16 protein-coding genes, 1 tRNA gene and 1 pseudogene are annotated in these 17,083 nt (G+C 47.0%); all 18 read left to right on the forward strand.

Annotation, left to right across the window (positions count from 1 at the left end):
* Positions 1 to 14: 14 nt before the first annotated feature.
* A pseudogene (gene rplQ / locus NT010_12330) lies at positions 15 to 359 on the forward strand (50S ribosomal protein L17).
* A gap of 148 nt (positions 360 to 507) precedes the next feature.
* Positions 508 to 578 (forward strand) — tRNA-Gln (locus NT010_12335).
* 184 nt (positions 579 to 762) lie between these two features.
* Complete coding sequence (locus tag NT010_12340; protein MCX5806829.1) at positions 763 to 2,601, forward strand: ATP-binding protein; 1,839 nt, start codon at positions 763 to 765, stop codon at positions 2,599 to 2,601.
* Positions 2,588 to 2,968, forward strand: a complete 381-nt coding sequence (locus NT010_12345; protein ID MCX5806830.1) for a response regulator — start codon at positions 2,588 to 2,590, stop codon at positions 2,966 to 2,968. The genes NT010_12340 and NT010_12345 overlap by 14 nt, the downstream gene beginning before the upstream one ends.
* 5 nt (positions 2,969 to 2,973) lie before the next feature.
* Positions 2,974 to 4,479 (forward strand): HD-GYP domain-containing protein, encoded by a 1,506-nt coding sequence (locus NT010_12350; GenBank protein ID MCX5806831.1) that lies wholly within the window; start codon positions 2,974 to 2,976, stop codon positions 4,477 to 4,479.
* The gene (locus NT010_12355; protein ID MCX5806832.1) at positions 4,476 to 4,823 is read left to right on the forward strand and encodes an STAS domain-containing protein; all 348 of its coding nucleotides are present in this window, start codon (positions 4,476 to 4,478) and stop codon (positions 4,821 to 4,823) included. The genes NT010_12350 and NT010_12355 overlap by 4 nt, the downstream gene beginning before the upstream one ends.
* Positions 4,820 to 6,529, forward strand: coding sequence for an ATPase, T2SS/T4P/T4SS family (locus NT010_12360; GenBank protein MCX5806833.1), 1,710 nt, complete (start codon positions 4,820 to 4,822; stop codon positions 6,527 to 6,529). The genes NT010_12355 and NT010_12360 overlap by 4 nt, the downstream gene beginning before the upstream one ends.
* A 13-nt stretch (positions 6,530 to 6,542) precedes the next feature.
* Positions 6,543 to 7,688: a type II secretion system F family protein gene (locus tag NT010_12365; GenBank protein MCX5806834.1), complete on the forward strand. Its 1,146-nt coding sequence runs from the start codon at positions 6,543 to 6,545 to the stop codon at positions 7,686 to 7,688.
* A gap of 156 nt (positions 7,689 to 7,844) precedes the next feature.
* Entirely contained in the window at positions 7,845 to 8,411 is a 567-nt protein-coding gene (locus NT010_12370) for a type II secretion system protein (protein MCX5806835.1), read from the forward strand.
* Between the two features lie 81 nt (positions 8,412 to 8,492).
* Positions 8,493 to 9,047 (forward strand): GspH/FimT family pseudopilin, encoded by a 555-nt coding sequence (locus NT010_12375; protein ID MCX5806836.1) that lies wholly within the window; start codon positions 8,493 to 8,495, stop codon positions 9,045 to 9,047.
* Positions 9,048 to 9,067: 20 nt separating this feature from the next.
* On the forward strand, positions 9,068 to 9,502 hold the full coding sequence (locus tag NT010_12380; protein MCX5806837.1) for a hypothetical protein: 435 nt from the start codon (positions 9,068 to 9,070) through the stop codon (positions 9,500 to 9,502).
* A 2-nt stretch (positions 9,503 to 9,504) separates the two neighbouring features.
* Entirely contained in the window at positions 9,505 to 10,116 is a 612-nt protein-coding gene (locus tag NT010_12385) for a type II secretion system protein (protein ID MCX5806838.1), read from the forward strand.
* Positions 10,117 to 10,120: 4 nt separating this feature from the next.
* Positions 10,121 to 12,487: an SMP-30/gluconolactonase/LRE family protein gene (locus tag NT010_12390; GenBank protein ID MCX5806839.1), complete on the forward strand. Its 2,367-nt coding sequence runs from the start codon at positions 10,121 to 10,123 to the stop codon at positions 12,485 to 12,487.
* Positions 12,488 to 12,539: 52 nt separating this feature from the next.
* The gene (gene pilM / locus NT010_12395; GenBank protein MCX5806840.1) at positions 12,540 to 13,634 is read left to right on the forward strand and encodes a pilus assembly protein PilM; all 1,095 of its coding nucleotides are present in this window, start codon (positions 12,540 to 12,542) and stop codon (positions 13,632 to 13,634) included.
* Between the two features lie 77 nt (positions 13,635 to 13,711).
* Positions 13,712 to 14,215: a PilN domain-containing protein gene (locus tag NT010_12400; protein ID MCX5806841.1), complete on the forward strand. Its 504-nt coding sequence runs from the start codon at positions 13,712 to 13,714 to the stop codon at positions 14,213 to 14,215.
* Positions 14,216 to 14,218: 3 nt separating this feature from the next.
* A complete protein-coding gene (gene pilO, locus NT010_12405) occupies positions 14,219 to 14,770 on the forward strand; it encodes a type 4a pilus biogenesis protein PilO (GenBank protein MCX5806842.1) in 552 nt (183 codons plus the stop codon).
* A 4-nt stretch (positions 14,771 to 14,774) separates the two neighbouring features.
* Positions 14,775 to 15,281, forward strand: a complete 507-nt coding sequence (locus NT010_12410; protein MCX5806843.1) for a hypothetical protein — start codon at positions 14,775 to 14,777, stop codon at positions 15,279 to 15,281.
* Positions 15,268 to 16,956 (forward strand): hypothetical protein, encoded by a 1,689-nt coding sequence (locus NT010_12415; protein ID MCX5806844.1) that lies wholly within the window; start codon positions 15,268 to 15,270, stop codon positions 16,954 to 16,956. The genes NT010_12410 and NT010_12415 overlap by 14 nt, the downstream gene beginning before the upstream one ends.
* Positions 16,957 to 17,083 lie beyond the last annotated feature (127 nt).

Raw genomic sequence — 17,083 nt, forward strand, 5'->3', positions numbered from 1 at the left:
AGAGGATTATAACCATGAGGCATTTGAGAACTGTAAGCAAATTAAGTAGGAATAAAAGCCACAGAAGAGCATTATTAATGAATATGGCAAATTCTCTGTTTCAGCACGAGAGTATAAAGACCACGGATACTAAAGCTATGGAGTTAAGAAGAGTAGCGGACAGGCTTATTACATTAGCAAAAAGAAAAGATCTCCACTCCATGAGACTTGCCTTTGCTTTTTTGCGTGATAAGGAAATGGTAAGGAAGCTATTCACCGATATCGGAGACAGATATGTATCAATAAACGGCGGATACACAAGAGTACTTAAGATTGGAAGGAGAAAGGGCGACGCAGCTCCTATGGCTCTTATTGAACTAACCCAGAAGAAAGAGAAAGAAGAAACAGAAAAGGAAGTAAAGAAAGAAAAACAAGAAAAAGAAAAGAAAGTGAAACAAGAAAAAGAAAAGAAAGTAAAGAAATTAAAGAAAGAGAAACAAGAGAACAAGTAATCTTTCAGTATTCTACTGGGAGATCGTTCAACGGCAGGACAACGGACTCTGACTCCGTGAATCAAGGTTCAAATCCTTGTCTCCCAGCTTAACAATATTAAGGAGATAACCGAATGAGGTTATCCTTTTTATTGTGCGAGTAAAATAGTCCATCATCTGTTCATCAATTTTAAAATTACAGCTTAATAAATTCATGTTAAATCCGAATATACTTGTGTAGTATGAAATCACTTCACAAAGTGTGATTCACGAGCGAGGTAATGTAGGATTTATGAAAAATGTAAAGATCGGCGCTGCGATTATTGTCATTTTATTGTTAGCCACCACTCTTTCCGCATTTCTTCTGACCAGCTATGAGAAAAAGAGACAAGTTCAGGACATTAAGGATAAAGGCACCTATCTGGTGAACCTTATCTCTCTCTATCCCATCAAAGACTTCTCTTCCGAAAGGAGGGATTTTTTCCTGAGAACACTCATGGAATCCACAATGAGCCAGGGGATCTTATACCTCATCATCCACAACGAGACCGGGCAGTCGTTTATCTCACTGGTTCCGGCTGAAATATCATCCCAGATTCCTGAAAATATTCAAACCGCATCTGTTCAAGCGACAACGCTGACAACGCAGATATATCGCCCACAGGGCTTACCATACACCGTCTACGAATTTGCCAAATCCATTTTCAGTGGCGGCCAGAAAATAGGCATTGTTCGTCTCGGACTAAGACTGCCATCGATAACAATGCTTTCCAAGGAACGAGCCAGCCTCATAACAATGATCGCATTCTTCATTTTCATTGCTCTGCTCGTGGCCTATTATGGTATGAATTCAGCCCTCAGGTCGTTGAAAGAAATGATGAATAGGAGAAATCATGGTCAGGATATGGATGCCGGCCACATGCCTATCGACCAGTCATCCTCAAAGGGGGAGCAGGTTATTCCCATTTTGAGAGATCTTGAACGGTCGCTTGCCGGCATGGATTACAGACTAAGTACAATGACTGAGGACAACCTTAAGCTAATATCGAAACTCGGGGCCAGCAGTTTTGAGAAAAACCAAATTATTAACGTCCTTGATTCAATAAACTTTGGCATAGTGGTAACCGATTTTCAGGATCATGTAACCTTAATAAATGAATACATGCTCAAACTTATAAACAAAAGCCGCGAAAACATTATCAATAGCACTCTGGAGCATATTTTTCCACAGAAGGAAGTCATTGAATTTATATCACGCAATGAGATGGGGGAGTCCACTATGGGAAGAAATGCAATTGAAACGGAATTTCCAGATCATGCAGCCGGGGAGAACTTTCAGATTTCCCTATCGCGGCTTGCCTCCGGAGAAAGGACTGCCATAGGGAAAATGATCTCCGTGAGAAACATCACTGGCATAAACATTGCGAAGAGGGCACAGCAGGAGTTTATAGCTCACGTGGCCCATGAATTGAGAACCCCCTTGACAAATATCAGGGCCTACACGGAAATGCTCATGGATGGGGAGGTGGATAATCCAGAGATGCAGAAAGAGTTTTATAACACCATCAGTCTGGAAACGAATCGCTTGACCAGCCTAATCGAAAACCTGCTCAATATGTCAAGAATGGAAATGGGGAATATTACACTTAACAAAGGTCTTTTAAGGACAGAATGGCTTGTCAGTGATTGCTTCACAACAATTGAAGTTTCAGCTCAGAGCAAAGGTATTACGTTTGAAAAGCAGTTACCCGATAACCTGCCAAATTTTATTGCAGATAAGGAACTTATTAAAACGGCGATTATTAATATCCTTGGAAATGCCGTCAAATATACCCCGGAGAACGGTAATATCCGATTTTCCATGGAAGAACTTGGTGGTTCTATTATTTTCGACATCGAAGATTCAGGATATGGAATGTCTCAAGAGGATATTCCGCATGTCTTTGAAAAATTCTATCGCTCGGGCAATTCAGAAATAACTGCCCAGACTGGTAGCGGCCTGGGTCTTGCTATCGCCCATGAAATTATCCATCTTCATGACGGAGAAATAGAGGTTCAGAGCAAGCTTGGAGAGGGAAGCCGTTTTACCATCCGACTCCCGAAGGAGGAGTATATTGTTGGCAAAGCCTAAAACTGTTCTGGTTATTGATGATGATGTACACATCAGGCGAATTATCGAGCTTAAGTTGACAAGAAGCGGATACCGCGTTCTTACTGCCCCGGACGGTGTGGACGGCTTGGAACTGGTTTATAGCATGAAGCCCGATGTTGTGATCACAGACATCAATATGCCGAGACTCAACGGGGAAGCTTTGTGCAGAAAGACGAACCTATTAAAAAAGGAAACCAGTTTCCTGACGGTTGTCATGACGGCCCGGATCAACCCCGAGGATCAAAACTGGCTGGCGGAAATGGATGATACGCGCTTCTTCGAGAAGCCCTTCAGTCCGACGCGTTTGGTTGCCTGTATAGACGAATATTTCCTCAATGTGAGCTGAAAGCAATGGAGCGATTCAAAGACTTATTGAAGAATTTTTCGGAGATCTCCCAGGTCTACTTTGCAATAGGCGATGGGAACGAGCTTATGGTGACTGTTCAACCTGAACAGAATAACGGTCATTTTCAAGAATCCATAAGGAGGTTCTCCGCAGGAGTTCTCGATGGGGATAGATTAAAGTCCGGGCTAATGGGCCAATATGACATTTACGGCATACCAGTAAAGACAGGCGACTCCTCGGCTGTTGCTCTTATTGCATACAAAGGCAAGGATTCGGACCAGGTCAATGGCTCTGAGCCTGAGAAAATGAGAAACCTTGTCCATGGCTTGGCTGGGATAATGGAAGACTATTATGCTGCCCGGAGAGAATCAGAGGAGTTAGCCGATGAATTGGCTCAGGGATTTGAGACAATATCCCTTTACTCCCGAATCACTCCTCAGATCACGGCTTTCGGCTTTTCCGATAATATGCTTAGTAGCCTTACCCAGGATCTCCTTGAAACAATGCGGGCGGACCTTGTTTTCACGAATATATCTGCGCGGGAAAGATACAACCAACTGGCGGTAAACGGGCGTTTTTCAGGGGGAGTGGCAGATTTGCGGAGATTCATTGAAAACCTTATTGATGCTATTCCCTCAGATGCTTCAAGCTTGAAAAACAAGTATTTCGTTGTCAATGATTCTAAATCCGATGGGGCCTATGAAAAACTTCATCAGGTACCGTACCGCTTTCTGGCAGCTTCGATTGAACACCAGAGTAATTTTTATGGCTGGCTCGGTGTAGTATCCTTTAACATGGAAGAAATCTTTCGTCTCAGTGAACTGAGAATGTTGACTACCGTGGCGAAACAGATAGCAATTACCTTATCCAACATCGACCTTTACAATGAACTGGACCGGTTTGTTGTCAATGTCGTCAGATCCCTCGTCTATGCCATTGAGGCCAAAGACACATATACAATGGGTCATTCGGAAAGGGTAAATCAGTACTGTATGAAAATGGCCTACAAACTTCGTCTGAGCAAAGAGGAAAGGAGGACCCTGTTCTGGTCGTCCATTCTGCATGACGTGGGCAAAATAGGAATTTCCGAAAGAGTACTGAATAAGCCTGGGTCCCTGACGGATGAAGAATACGAGGAGATCAAGACACACCCGGAGAAGGGTTATAAAATTCTCAATCCCTTGAATCAGTTGCAGGAATCTCTCCAGGCTATCCTCCACCATCATGAGCGGTATGACGGGACAGGATATCCGGGCAGGCTTAAAGAAAATGAGATTCCCCTGCAATCCCGGATTATTGCAGTGGCCGATACCTTCGATGCTATCACGTCCGATCGATCCTACCGCTCTCACAAAACGGCCGAGCAAGCTTTAGCCATTTTGGATGACGTGGCAGGCAGGCAGCTTGACCCTGAAATAGTTCAGGTATTCAAAACCGTGTATGATAACGGAATTGTGTCTGAGACCGATGAAATTCTTTTCGAAGAGATGAGACAGGGTAAGGCAAAATGACATCACCAAAAATTCAGACGACGACGGTCGGCATCAATGTGGTTGTGACAATAAAAGAATCCCTGACATTTAAGACCTGTGAAGAGCTGGAAACGATATTTAATCAGCTGATCAGGCAAAACAAAAACAGAATTGTGCTTGAATTCGGAGATGTAAACTTTATGGACAGTCAGGCTCTGGAACTCTTATTAACTATGCACGAGTCGTTGATGAATTCCGGTGGAATTCTAAAAATATTCGGTCTGAACGGGGTCTGTCGCGATATTCTTGTTACGACCCGGCTGATCAATCTTCTTAACATATATTGGGATATGCAGGAAGCACTCCGAGAGGAGTCTCCATGACCTTTCGTTTCCCCACAAGAAAGAAGCTTGGAGAAATTCTTGTAAGACGGGGAACTATAACCCCCGAGCAGATGAACGAGTATCTCCGGATGCAGAAGGAGGTCAAAAAACCTCTGGGAGAACTACTTGTCGAGCAGGGGGTAATAACGAGCCAGGAACTGACGGGATTTCTCGGGGAACAGCTCGGAATTCCCCATGTGTGGCTGCGAAAGGGCCTCGTTGATCCCAGGATAGTACATATCGTTCCAAAAGAGAAAGCTTCTCAGTTCCAGGTGGTTCCCATGTTCCGCGTGAGAAACATATTAACCTTGGCCACTGCAGACCCGCACGCCATCTTTGTGTTTGATGAAATAGCCAAAATTACGGGATTGAAAGTCCAGCCGGTTCTTTGCCGTTCTGATGATATTCTGGAAGCAATTCGCGAATGCTACAATGAAGAGGTGAGCATCGATGAGGTGATGACCAGCATCGATGAAGCGGCCATTGAGGTGGTCCGGTCCTCACCGGAACGGGCTGTCAGTGAAATAGCAGAAATGGCGGAAGGGAGCCCCGTCATCAAGCTGACGAACATGATCATCATGAAGGCCATACGAGACGGCGCAAGCGATATCCACATCGAACCGCAGGTTGATCAGTTCCGGGTCAGAATCAGGATCGACGGACTCCTGTATGAGCTTATGTCGCCTAAACAGGAGATGCATCCAGCCATTGTTTCAAGGTTGAAGGTTATGGCCAATCTCGATATTTCAGAAAGGCGGATTCCTCAAGATGGCCGAATTCAAGTGATGCTTGACGGGAATACCATCGACCTGCGGTTTTCCTCATTACCCTCCATTCATGGTGAAAAAATTGTCTTAAGAATTCTCGATCAGAGGAAAGCGATACTGGACATTAACAAGCTAGGTTTTGAAGAGGATATTCTGACGAGGTTCAAGTCTCTTTTGAAGCGGCCTCATGGCTTGGTTCTGGTTTGTGGCCCCACAGGAAGCGGTAAGACTTCTACACTCTATTCGGCAATATCTCTCCTCAACACGCAAGAGAAAAACATTGTCACGATTGAAGACCCGGTGGAGTATCAACTTAAAGGCGTCAACCAGAATCAGGTAAGGGAAGCTATAGGCCTGACATTTGCTAAGTTCTTGAAACATACCCTGCGTCAGGACCCGGACATCATTCTCGTTGGTGAAATCAGAGACCGTGAGACAGCGGAGATTGCTATTCAGGCTTCCCTTACCGGCCACCTGGTGCTCTCCACAATACATACAAATGACAGCATCAGCGTAATTACACGCCTTCTCGAAATGGGTATAGAACCGTATCTTATTTCTTCCGCCCTTCTTGCCTCCATGTCACAGCGTCTGGTCAGGATGACATGCCGGGACTGCGAAACCGGCTATTTTCCTCCGGCCACGGTGCTTAAAGAGCTGGGCGTTGATGAAGGTAAGCAGATGAGACTGTCAAAAGGCAAAGGGTGTGCCAGTTGTTATGATTCAGGATATAAGGGACGGACGGCTATTTACGAGCTTCTGGAAATGGATGATGGATTGCAGGCCCTGATTCTGAGCAACCCCACTACCGATGCCCTGCGGCGGTATACCAGAGAAAAGGGTTTCAAGACGCTGAAGCAGGATGGCTACAGAAAGGTCTTGCAGGGTATAACGACCATTGAAGAGGTCGCGCGGGCAGCTTCTACGGAAACATGGTGAGGGGGAAACCTCTATGGCAATTACTCTGACGCGAAGCACCCCTGCTCCTGCAGTAAATGGAGCGACGGGATCCTCGGCGGCTTCAACCGCTTGGAAGAAGAGCCTCTTTAGCGTTTTTAGCAAGCCCGTCAGTACGAGCGAACTGATTTTTTTCAATTCCCAGCTTTCACTCATGATGGAAATAGGCATATCTCTGCCAAACGCTCTGAGAGCTGTTAGCGATCAGACTAACAATGCTGCATTCCAGGAAATAGTTCTCGCCATGCTCAAAGATCTTGAGGAAGGGAAACAGTTATCGGATGCCATGAACAGCTATCCCGAAATATTCAGTGCCGTTTATGTCAGTATGGTAAGGGCGGGAGAAGCGGGTGGCTTTTTGAAGAAAACCCTTGACGGTATTATCGTAATGCAAGAAAAAAGACAGGCCCTCATTGCCCAGTTACGTTCAGCTCTCACCTACCCGGTCATGCTTTCTATTATGTCTATTGCAGTCATAATTTTTGTCCTGGTGGGAATTCTGCCAAAATTTGCCGTGCTGTTTTCAGGCAAGGAGACTCTCCTGCCTTGGACCACGAAGTTCCTGATAGCTGCCAGTAATTCTCTCAGGGGATACTGGTGGGGATATATCGCCGGCATCGCCGCAATTTGTACAGGTTTTTACTGCATCCTTCGTACCTCCTGGGCGCAGTCGTTTATTGACCGGGTTCTTGTGACCGCTCCCATTATCGGGAAGCTGACGAATAAGATATATACCTGCCAGTTGTTGAGGACAATTGGTCACCTGCTTGAAAGCAGTGTTACCATCGTGGACGCTTTGGCTGTGACAGGAGCCACATTCAGAAATCGTTATTATGTCGAATTTGTAGATCAATTGAGGCAGCATGTTGTGGAGGGGGGGCAGTTCTCCCGTCTCTTTGCCACTAATCCCTACATAATGGAATCGGTGAAGCAGATGATCCATACAGGCGAAGAAGTGGGAGATCTCCCGCGGGTGATGCTACGTCTGGCTCACTTCTATGACGGTGAAGTGGAGCGGGAACTGAAGACCGTAGGCTCATTGATTGAGCCTCTGGCTTTGGTGTTTCTCGGGGTGGTGGTTGCCATCATTGTTTCCTCGGTGATCCTGCCAGTTTTCAGAATAGCCGGCGCTGTTCAATGAGGTACCTGACCCAAATGAATCCTGATTTTCAAAGCAGGTTAATAATTAAAAAAACTATTTGGTTTTTGGGACTTAAGCAAATCTTTTTTTTTCCGATATTATATTATATATTCTGATATGTAAGAAGCGTTTAAGAATATAAGACAGGAGGTCTATATGACAAAATGCAGGGATCAGTTCTACAAGGTAAAGGATCAGGGAGGGTTTACTCTTCTGGAAATGTTAATAGCGATCGTTATCCTCGGAATTCTCGCAGCTATCATCATTCCGCAAATCACCACGTCATCCGATGATGCCAAGGTTAGTGCAACCAAGTCCAATCTGGCAGCTATGCGGGGCGCAATCGAGCAATACTATGTGCAGCACAATCAAACATATCCCGGTGCCAAGGATAATGCCGGGGTTGCTACCACAGACCCCACGGTCTGCGCAACGGCTTTCGTGGATCAGTTGGCAAAATACTCACAGGCTGACGGCAAAGCAGCTTCCGACCAGGCAAGTCTGACCGCGCCTATCTTCGGACCTTACATGAAGGGTGCGGCATTGCCGGTCAATTCCTTCAGCAATCTGGCTACAATTGCCTGTGATACCACTACCACTGACATTACCACGAGGACTGTAGGCGGCGGAACAGGCTGGAAATTCAACGTCAAGACTGGCGTATTGTTCGCCAACGATGGTGGCAGCACTGGTTCACCGTCAGTTGCACATAAGGATTATTAGACAGGGTCTTTCACGTGAATGGTGTCTGCGGAGCCTCCTATGGGCTTCTGGAGGCACCTTCATAAGTAGCAGAGTAAAATAGTGAAGAACTCTCTCCCATGCAAACTGTTTATTGACAGAAAAGGGGTAATACTCCTTGATCTTCTCATAGTGGCAATAATTCTGGCTATCCTGGGAATGGTTGCAATACCCATTTTTTCCTCCTTTATTGCTGACAATAAATTAGAAGGATCGGCGGGAGAATTGGTGGCCGGTCTACAGTATGCCGGAAATCTGGCAGTGCAGTATCAGAGACCCTTCGGTCTTTGTGCCGATGTGGCAGGGAACTGGTTCAAGGTCTTTGATACGAGTCCTTCGCCAAACCCGACGCCCCCGGCAAGACCGGACAATATACCTCCCGTTGACGAGAATGGTATCGTACTCAATCCATTTGACAAGACCTGGTATGTAAAGGACTTTGACACGATGGACATCTATAAGGGAGTTCAGATCACTTCGATTCCTTCGGGGGGTACGGTTCAATTCTATCCCGACGGCCATTCCGGTTTTACTGACAGCGTTTTTTCAATCAGCTATGGAGGAAAGCAGAAGACCATAACGGTAAACGGCACAACAGGTCTGATTACGGTGCAGTGATGTCGAGGACGGCAACAGGAATGAAAAGAAGAGTCCCTGATCCATTTGTTAAGGGTATGTCTAAGACGGCCGGCTTTACGCTCTTCGAGGTGGTTCTTGCCATCTTCATACTTCTTACAGCTATTGTCCCCATGATAAACGCCTTTGGACCCTCTCTTTTTGCCACAGTTTCCGAAGAAGCTACCATTGTCTTCACCAATTACGCGAGACAGACGCTCAACCGGGTTGCCGTTCTTGATTTCAAAATACTCAACAACCTTGTTCTGAACAATCAGGCAAACCCTGTTAATCTGAATATTCTTTTTGCAGACGGAAAAGAAGCCTTTTCCCTCAGAGGCACGAACTATATTCCGACGGTAATAATCACCGATGCCAGCGCAGGAGCCGGCGGTTTGCTTGAAATAACTGTCACACTGAATCAGGTCGTCCTGAAGACCCTGAAGGCGGATTACTGAGAATGGATATGGACCGAAAAACAGGCGGTTTCACTTTGATGGAAATGCTCATCAGTATCGTTCTTCTCGGGATTATCATGTTCGGTCTGGAAGGGCCGCTAAGCACTGCCCTCTCCTCTTACAAGGGCACGAAGGGAAAACAGGATTTGCTCGTAAAAGCTCGTTTGGCCACAGAGCGCATGGTCATGTTCGTCCAAAAAACAGACCGAATCGAGAATCCCACAGGAACAAATGAAGAAGTTCTCAAGATCAGCGAACGACTGCTTGACACGTACAATAACAACAGCCATGCCTATATAGTCGCGGGAGACGGAAAGCTGGACGCCGACAACAATGGCGATGGAATCGTAAATGTCGGCACCGACGATTCCGTAGAGTACATCACATATGATCTTGATAAATCTGACAGCGCCAACTGGAAACTGATGGAACAGTTGCCCGATTACAGCTCTGCCCCGAGCGGACTGCTCACGAAGAAAGTGGTCTGTGAGCATGTGACCGAGTTCAAGGTGAGTCGTTTCTCAAACAGCCTTGTCGAAATCCGTCTGTCCGTTAATGAAGGAAATACGGGCTTGAGCCTTCAAACGAGAGCGCGCGCGAGGCTCATGGAATGATGGCATGAGAAACGATAAAGGATTTATCCTGATTACGCTTCTCTTCATGCTTCTTCTTCTTTCCGTTACGGCCTTTATGCTCAACTCACGTTCAGGGCTACAATCGCGGATGGCGTATAACCAGACGCAGGCTGTTCAAACGCACCTGGGCCAGGTGTCGGTCCTTGAAAAAACTATCTGGAAGTTAAACCAGAGCCCTGGATGGCGGACCCTGAATGAAAGTTTCCCTTATAATGGCACGGCTTATACCGGCACGGTCCTGGACAGTTCAGGCGTAGCAGGATACTCCGATGCTGTTACCATATCCGTAAAGGCGCCGGGAGGAGCGGGTCCTCTGAAGGAGTCGTTTCGCTACTACATGGATACACTCCCTCCCTTCATTAACAAAAAACCCTACCGTCTGAGAGCAGACGCGGCGGGTACCCTTTATTTTGCTGACACCGACAGCAACTCAATATGGAGAATAAATGCTGCTTCAGGGGCGATCATCCGGGTGGTGGGCAATGACAACAGCGGATTCAGCGGCGACGGAGGGCAAGCAATTCTGGCCCAGTTGAACGGGCCCCAAGGTCTTTGTATCAGTTCAACCGGAGAGATGTATATTGCTGATACAAGGAATCACCGCATCAGAAAAGTAAGTTTCGGGGGTATAAGCACTTATGCCGGGAATGGCACGAACGGTTACGGCGGAGACGGTGGTTCCGCCCTGAATGCAGCCCTGTCGAACCCGAAGAGCTGTGCTGTTGATTCTACGGGAAACCTTTATATTGCCGACAGCGGCAACTGCATGATCCGTAAGATTGATGCCACCACGAAAATTATTACTCTTGTGGCAGGCAGAGTAGGCGAAGATGGACATCCTGATTGCGGTTTTAGCGAAGGTCTGGCAACCAAAGCCAAATTGAATAATCCGAGTGACCTCTACAAGACCAGTTCAGGCGATATCTATGTTGCCGACACGGAGAACAACAGGATCCGCAAATTCAAGGAAGGAGGGAATATGTCGACGGTTGCCGGTAGCGCAGGGTCGGGATATTCCGGAGACTATGGGCCGGCAACGGCGGCACTACTGAATGGTTCCGCCGGGATTTTTGTTGACTCTGCAAATAATATCTATATTGCCGATACAGGTAATCACTGCATCAGAAAAGTCTCTGCCGAAACAGGGACCATCACCACTGTGGCTGGTACAGGATGGGCAGGGTATTACGGGGATGGTTTATTTGCATGGTGGGCTAGACTGGATAGTCCAGCTGGTGTGTATGTGAATAGTACAGGAGATATGATCATCTCGGATACGATGAACTCTACCCTCCGAAAAGTGGCAGCCTCCACCGGGATTATTTCCACTATGGCCATTACCGCCTCGTCCGGTCTGAATGCACCCCGTGGGATGGTGACCTATTATGACCGTAACGAAGGCAAAATGTACCTCTATATCGTTGATATGAAGAATCACCGTGTCCGTAAGCTGGACATCCTGACAAACAAGCTGACGACAGTAGCCGGTACAGGAACTGCGGGTTTTTCAGGCGATGGCGGGGCAGCGACCGGCGCCACACTCGATACACCCGGCGGCATTGCAGTGGACAGTTCGGGCAATCTCTTTATTGCCGACACCAATAACAGCAGAATCCGCAAAGTAGATTTCCTGACAGGGATCATTATAACCGTTGCAGGCAAGAACATTAGTGGTTATGATCAAGATGAACATGCAGCTACAAGTGCCAAATTAAATAAACCTTCCGACGTTTTTGTTGATGCTTCGGGAACGTTTTTCATCGCCGACACACAGAATCATCTGATTCGCAAGGTAGATACTTCCGGTACGATTCACACTGTTGCAGGCACAGCCCGGATTGCGGGATATTCGGGAGATGGAGGGTCGGCAACATCGGCACAGATAAGCTCGCCGGGCGGAGTTTTCGTGGATGTTTCAGGAAATGTCTACTTTGCGGATACCGGCAATAATAGTGTACGAAAGGTAAATACCTCCGCCATTATCTCCACTGTTGCCGGAACTGGATTGGCCGGGTACTTGGGCGACGGCGGTGCAGCCACAAGTGCGACGCTCACCAGTCCCACAGATGTGAGGGTCGACGGTTCAGGCAGTCTCTTTATCGCTGACAGCGGAAACCATGCCGTGAGGGTTGTGACCGGCTATGATGGTAAGATCAAGACCTTTGCCGGGGTCTTTCCAAAAAGCAGCGGTTTTAACGGCGACAATCAACCTGCTGTCGCAGCAAAGATGAACGGGCCGAGCGGCGTAGTACTGTCCGGGACAAATGGAAACGGGAAGATTTACATTTCCGACACGGTCAACAACAAAATACGCGTGCTTATGCTCAGGAAAGTGAAGGAACTCTATTGATTTTTGAGGAGTATTTGACAATTTCTATGTAATAGGATATGGTTAACCATACATGATATTCGACATTGAGTCACGCTATCCCATCGGTATCGACATCGGTGCAAAATATATTGCTGCGGCACAGTTGCGTGACGAAAAGGGAAAGAAGGTCCTTCGTGGCTTACATTACAGGAAGCTTGATGCAGGCACTGAAAACGATGATATTCTCGTTTCTGCCCTGAGAGAAATCACAAAGAGCAAGGTCTTTGCAGGCCGCCGGGTAGTACTGAGTATCCCGTCAAAAAATCTATCCATTTTTCCTATCCATTTTCAGATAGAGAAGACAGGCTCACTTGAAGAAGCTATTCTCAGAGAATCGGAAAAATATCTTCCTTTTCCTCTTGAGGATGCTGTTATCGACTACCCTTCTCTCCTGTCGGAGGAGAGCGGTGATTTCAACCAATATAAGGCTTTAATTGTGGCAGCCCGGCGTGAGGACCTGAAGAAGTACATGGCTCTCCTGAAAGATGCAGGTTTGCACGTTGACGTATTCGATTTTTCCGTGTCGGCCCTGATCCGCTTGCATTACTATCTTTATCAGAAGGGGCCGAATCCCGTTATCCTCGGCCATATCGGCCTTTCAAAAAGCCTCTTTGCAGTTGCTTCCCAGGAAAGTATCGTTGTTCAACGCGATGTAGGTTGGGGCTCAGAGGTCATGCTTGAAGAATTTCTATCCAGTATTGATATTTCCCACGATAACGGCAGTGCGAAGGCGATTTTGAAGCGGCATGGGCTTTCCTATGAGGACCATGATCCTGCTAAAGCCGATCAGGAGAAAGATTCAGACACAATCGGTATAGAGCGTGCCGTTTATCAGATTATCACACCTCACATTGATGAGTTTCTCCACGAAATGGATAAAGGCATAAGTTACGCAAGGGTTGAAGCACGAAGCCCTGAGTTTGAAGGGATCTATCTCTACGGCCAGGCGGGCATTGTCTCCTCACTTGATAAATACATCGAAAGGCGAATGAACATAAGAACTGAAATTGTGAACCCTCTGGATAGAATTCCCCTGTCGGATAAGCGGCTGCTTGCTGCTATACCGGATGACGCACCCCTCGCACTGGCCCTGGGTTTATCAATGAGGAGGGTCCCCTGGCTTTAAGAGAGATCAATCTCATTCCTCCTGATATTTCCTCAAACCGTGCTGTAAAAAGGCACATTGTTCTTTGGGCCGCATGTTTGATCCTCTCATTAGGCATCCTTTCCGGCCTCTTTGTGATTCATGGTTATGTAATCAATGTGCAAACGCAAACATTGAAAGAAAACAAAGATATAGCCGGTCGGTTGGCAGCCAGAAATGATGAACTGAAACGCTTACAGAGCGATCAGGAAAAACTTGATCAGAAACAATCGGCTCTCGCAGCCGTGAAATCAAAGAATCCGCCTGTCACTCAGGTTATTTCCAAATTGTCGGCCATTATGAACGATGAAACCTGGCTGTCGCAACTGGTCATAGATCCCGGAGAGGAACAGGATAAAGAAGCCCGGCTGGTTCTCACGGGCTTTTCAATGTCTAACGAGCGCCTGGGAGATTTCTTGAGCCGATTGTCCACGGAGCGGCCCTTTAAAACAGTGGTTCTCAAATTTGCAAGCGAATCCGAAGGCGATGAGCCGGGTCAAAAGGCCACATCCGGCAAGGGCAGGATCAGGTTTCAGATCATATGTCAAATAGGCAAAGGATGAACGATGAAGGTAACTGTGAAGGCAATTGACAGATTCTGCCTTGCAGCAGCTATTCTGGTTCTGATATTATGTGGCTACTGGTTCTTCACCAAGAGTCTTGGACAGGAAAGGTTATATCATCAGGAAAAAGACAGCCTGACAAAACAGGTGAATGACGTGGGGGTTGCGGAAAAGAACATAGAACGGCTGAAGGCATCCACCAGATCGACGACGGAAGAGTTAAGAACCCTGGATAGACAGATCCCGGAAGATGCTCAGATCGGCCTGTTCCTCAAACAACTGGACGGACTGATGAAGAAAAGAGAGGTCGACCTGATTTTGGTCCAGCCCCAGCCCATCCTCAAGGAAAAACTGTACCAGAGGATCCCCATTAAGGTGAGCTGCAAGGGACTTTTTGTCAATATTTATCATCTTCTTCAGGATTTTGACACCCTGGATCGTTTCATTGTTGTAGATAGAATGACTTTAGGAAAAGCAGAGCGTGCAGGATATTGCCAGCTTGACTTGACTGCTCTTATTTTTATGAGAGAGTCTAAATTATCCGCTATAAGGTAGGGTTATGACCGTCAGGAAAGGTGAGAATAAACAGTTAAAAATAATCATTATAGCAGTCCTGTTGGTCATCCTTTGCATTGTCGGTTATTTCCGCTTTTTTTCTAAAAAATCTACGGGCACCATTGATGAGAAACCCTTGATTGCACCTGCTGTCTCCCCTTCTGTTGCACCGGCGAATAGTGCGTCTCCTCAAAAGACTGATACGCAGGAAGCGCTTTCGCAGACATCGGCTCCTGACATTGTCAGGGATGTTTTTGAGCCGGGAAAGTCGGCAAGATTGGCAGAAACGAAGCGTAAGGAGTCGGGAGAGATTCCGCCGCCGGTACAGCTTGTACTGAATGGCATGATTTATAGCGGGAAGAATCCCGTTGCGATTATTAACGGTCAGTTACAGCATGTTGGAGATCAGATTGGCGAGTACAGGATTATCCGCATCGGGCCAAAGGAGGTACTGTTGAAAGGGGAGGAAAGAGAAATCACATTGAGGGTTATTGATTATGGGAAGAAATAGACGGATTTGTTGGATCATAGGCATAGTATTCTTTTCGATGCTCATCATCACAGGACATGCGACTGTTGCACAGGACGTGCCCGGGAAGAGCCTGCCGAGACCAAAGCCTCTCCTTCAGAATATCGAGGCCCAGCAGCATGATGATAATGTATCGATTGTCCTTACATTCAAAGGTAATCCCGAGGTCGAGAAACCCGTAATAACGAAGGACAGGATTAAGTTATATTGCAGAGACACGGAGACCAGACTTGCCCACTATCAGCCCTTCAAAAGTTTCAAGTCCTGGGTCAGGTTAAAAAAAGCGGACAACAAATTGAATATAGAGTTGGCTATTCCGCCGGATCTCCCTGTGGTTCAGTACTCTCCGCCCGACGACTCGGGAAAGCTCATTGTTACTTTTCGTAAGACCAGTCAGGAACCTTCCAGTCCGGAGAGGAAAGAAGTTGCTACTGCCACGGACCTGCTTAGCCTTAACTTTTACGAAAGTGACATCAGACAAGTTCTCCTTGGAATAGCGATGAGCAGAAGTCTCAATGTGGTCATGTCCACGGAGGTGGTGGGAAAAGTTACCGTTAACCTCGACAAGGTGTCTCTCGACGAGGCTATTTCATCGATTGCTCTGGCAGGGGGGTTCAGTTGCAGGCAGGAAAAGGGCGTATACTTTATCTTTAAGCCGAAGGACAAACCGGACTCACAGACGGACAGACTCCAGGTGAGGGTCTTCAAACTCAATTTTGCCAGAACGGACAAGGTTCAGGAAATCCTCTCGGCCATTCCGGGAATACGGATAGTAAGAATCCATGAAGACACAAAAACCATCGTTGTTGAAGATACGCCTGAGAACATAGCCAAAATCGAGACGATAATCAATGCCTGGGACGAATCACCGAAACAGGTCCTCATTGAAGCAACGATACTGGAAGTTCAGCTCACCGATGATATGAAATTGGGCGTGGACTGGAAGGCTGTCATGGGGACTGTAACCCTCAATACCGGGACAAATTTCAGCGGCCCGGCGGCAAAGGGTATAGCAGGCGTAGTTACTTCAGGCGTGGGCAGCCTGCATGAGTTTACCAGTGCTATAAACGCTTTGCAGAGTATAACAAAAGTGAATACCCTGTCAACGCCAAAAATTCTGGCAGTTCACGGGAAGCCTGCCAGAGTGCAGGTCGGCGGAAAGCAGGGCTATAAAACGACTGTGACTAATCTGGGAGTGACGACGGAGCAGATCCAGTTCCTTGACACCGGCACTATTCTGGACATAACCGCCTATATAGGCGATGAGAATAATATCCTCCTGTCCGTGCAGCCTCAATCAAACAGCGTGGCTATCGACGCGGTAACTCAAATTCCCACGGTCAGCACAACAACAGTATCAACGACCCTGCTCGCTAAAAGCAACCAGACGGTATTCATCGGCGGCCTCATCCAGGATTCTGTTACTAATACCCGTACGATGATCCCCTTCCTTGGGAAGATTCCGGTTCTTGGACACCTTTTTGGTTATACCAACCCGAATATACAGAAAAAGGAACTCGTTGTTCTCATCACCCCTCGACTTATGGAGAATGAAATAAACCGGGCGACCGACGAAGCAGAGCAGAAGATCGAAGGAGTGGATAACCAGTACCGGAAGAAACCTCCAAGCGCGTACAGGGAGTTTTTCAAGAATTGACCGGACTTGGAGTTTTACATAATGATACGAGTAACCCTTCCATGCGCACCCATTTTCGCATAGGTAATACCAATGTTGGCGAGAGCATTGCCTTTGCCTCGTACAAAGGCGTAACCGGAAGTGCCCC

It is taken from the genome of Pseudomonadota bacterium, assembly GCA_026388275.1.
Classification (GTDB): Bacteria; Desulfobacterota; Syntrophorhabdia; order Syntrophorhabdales; family Syntrophorhabdaceae; genus JAPLKB01.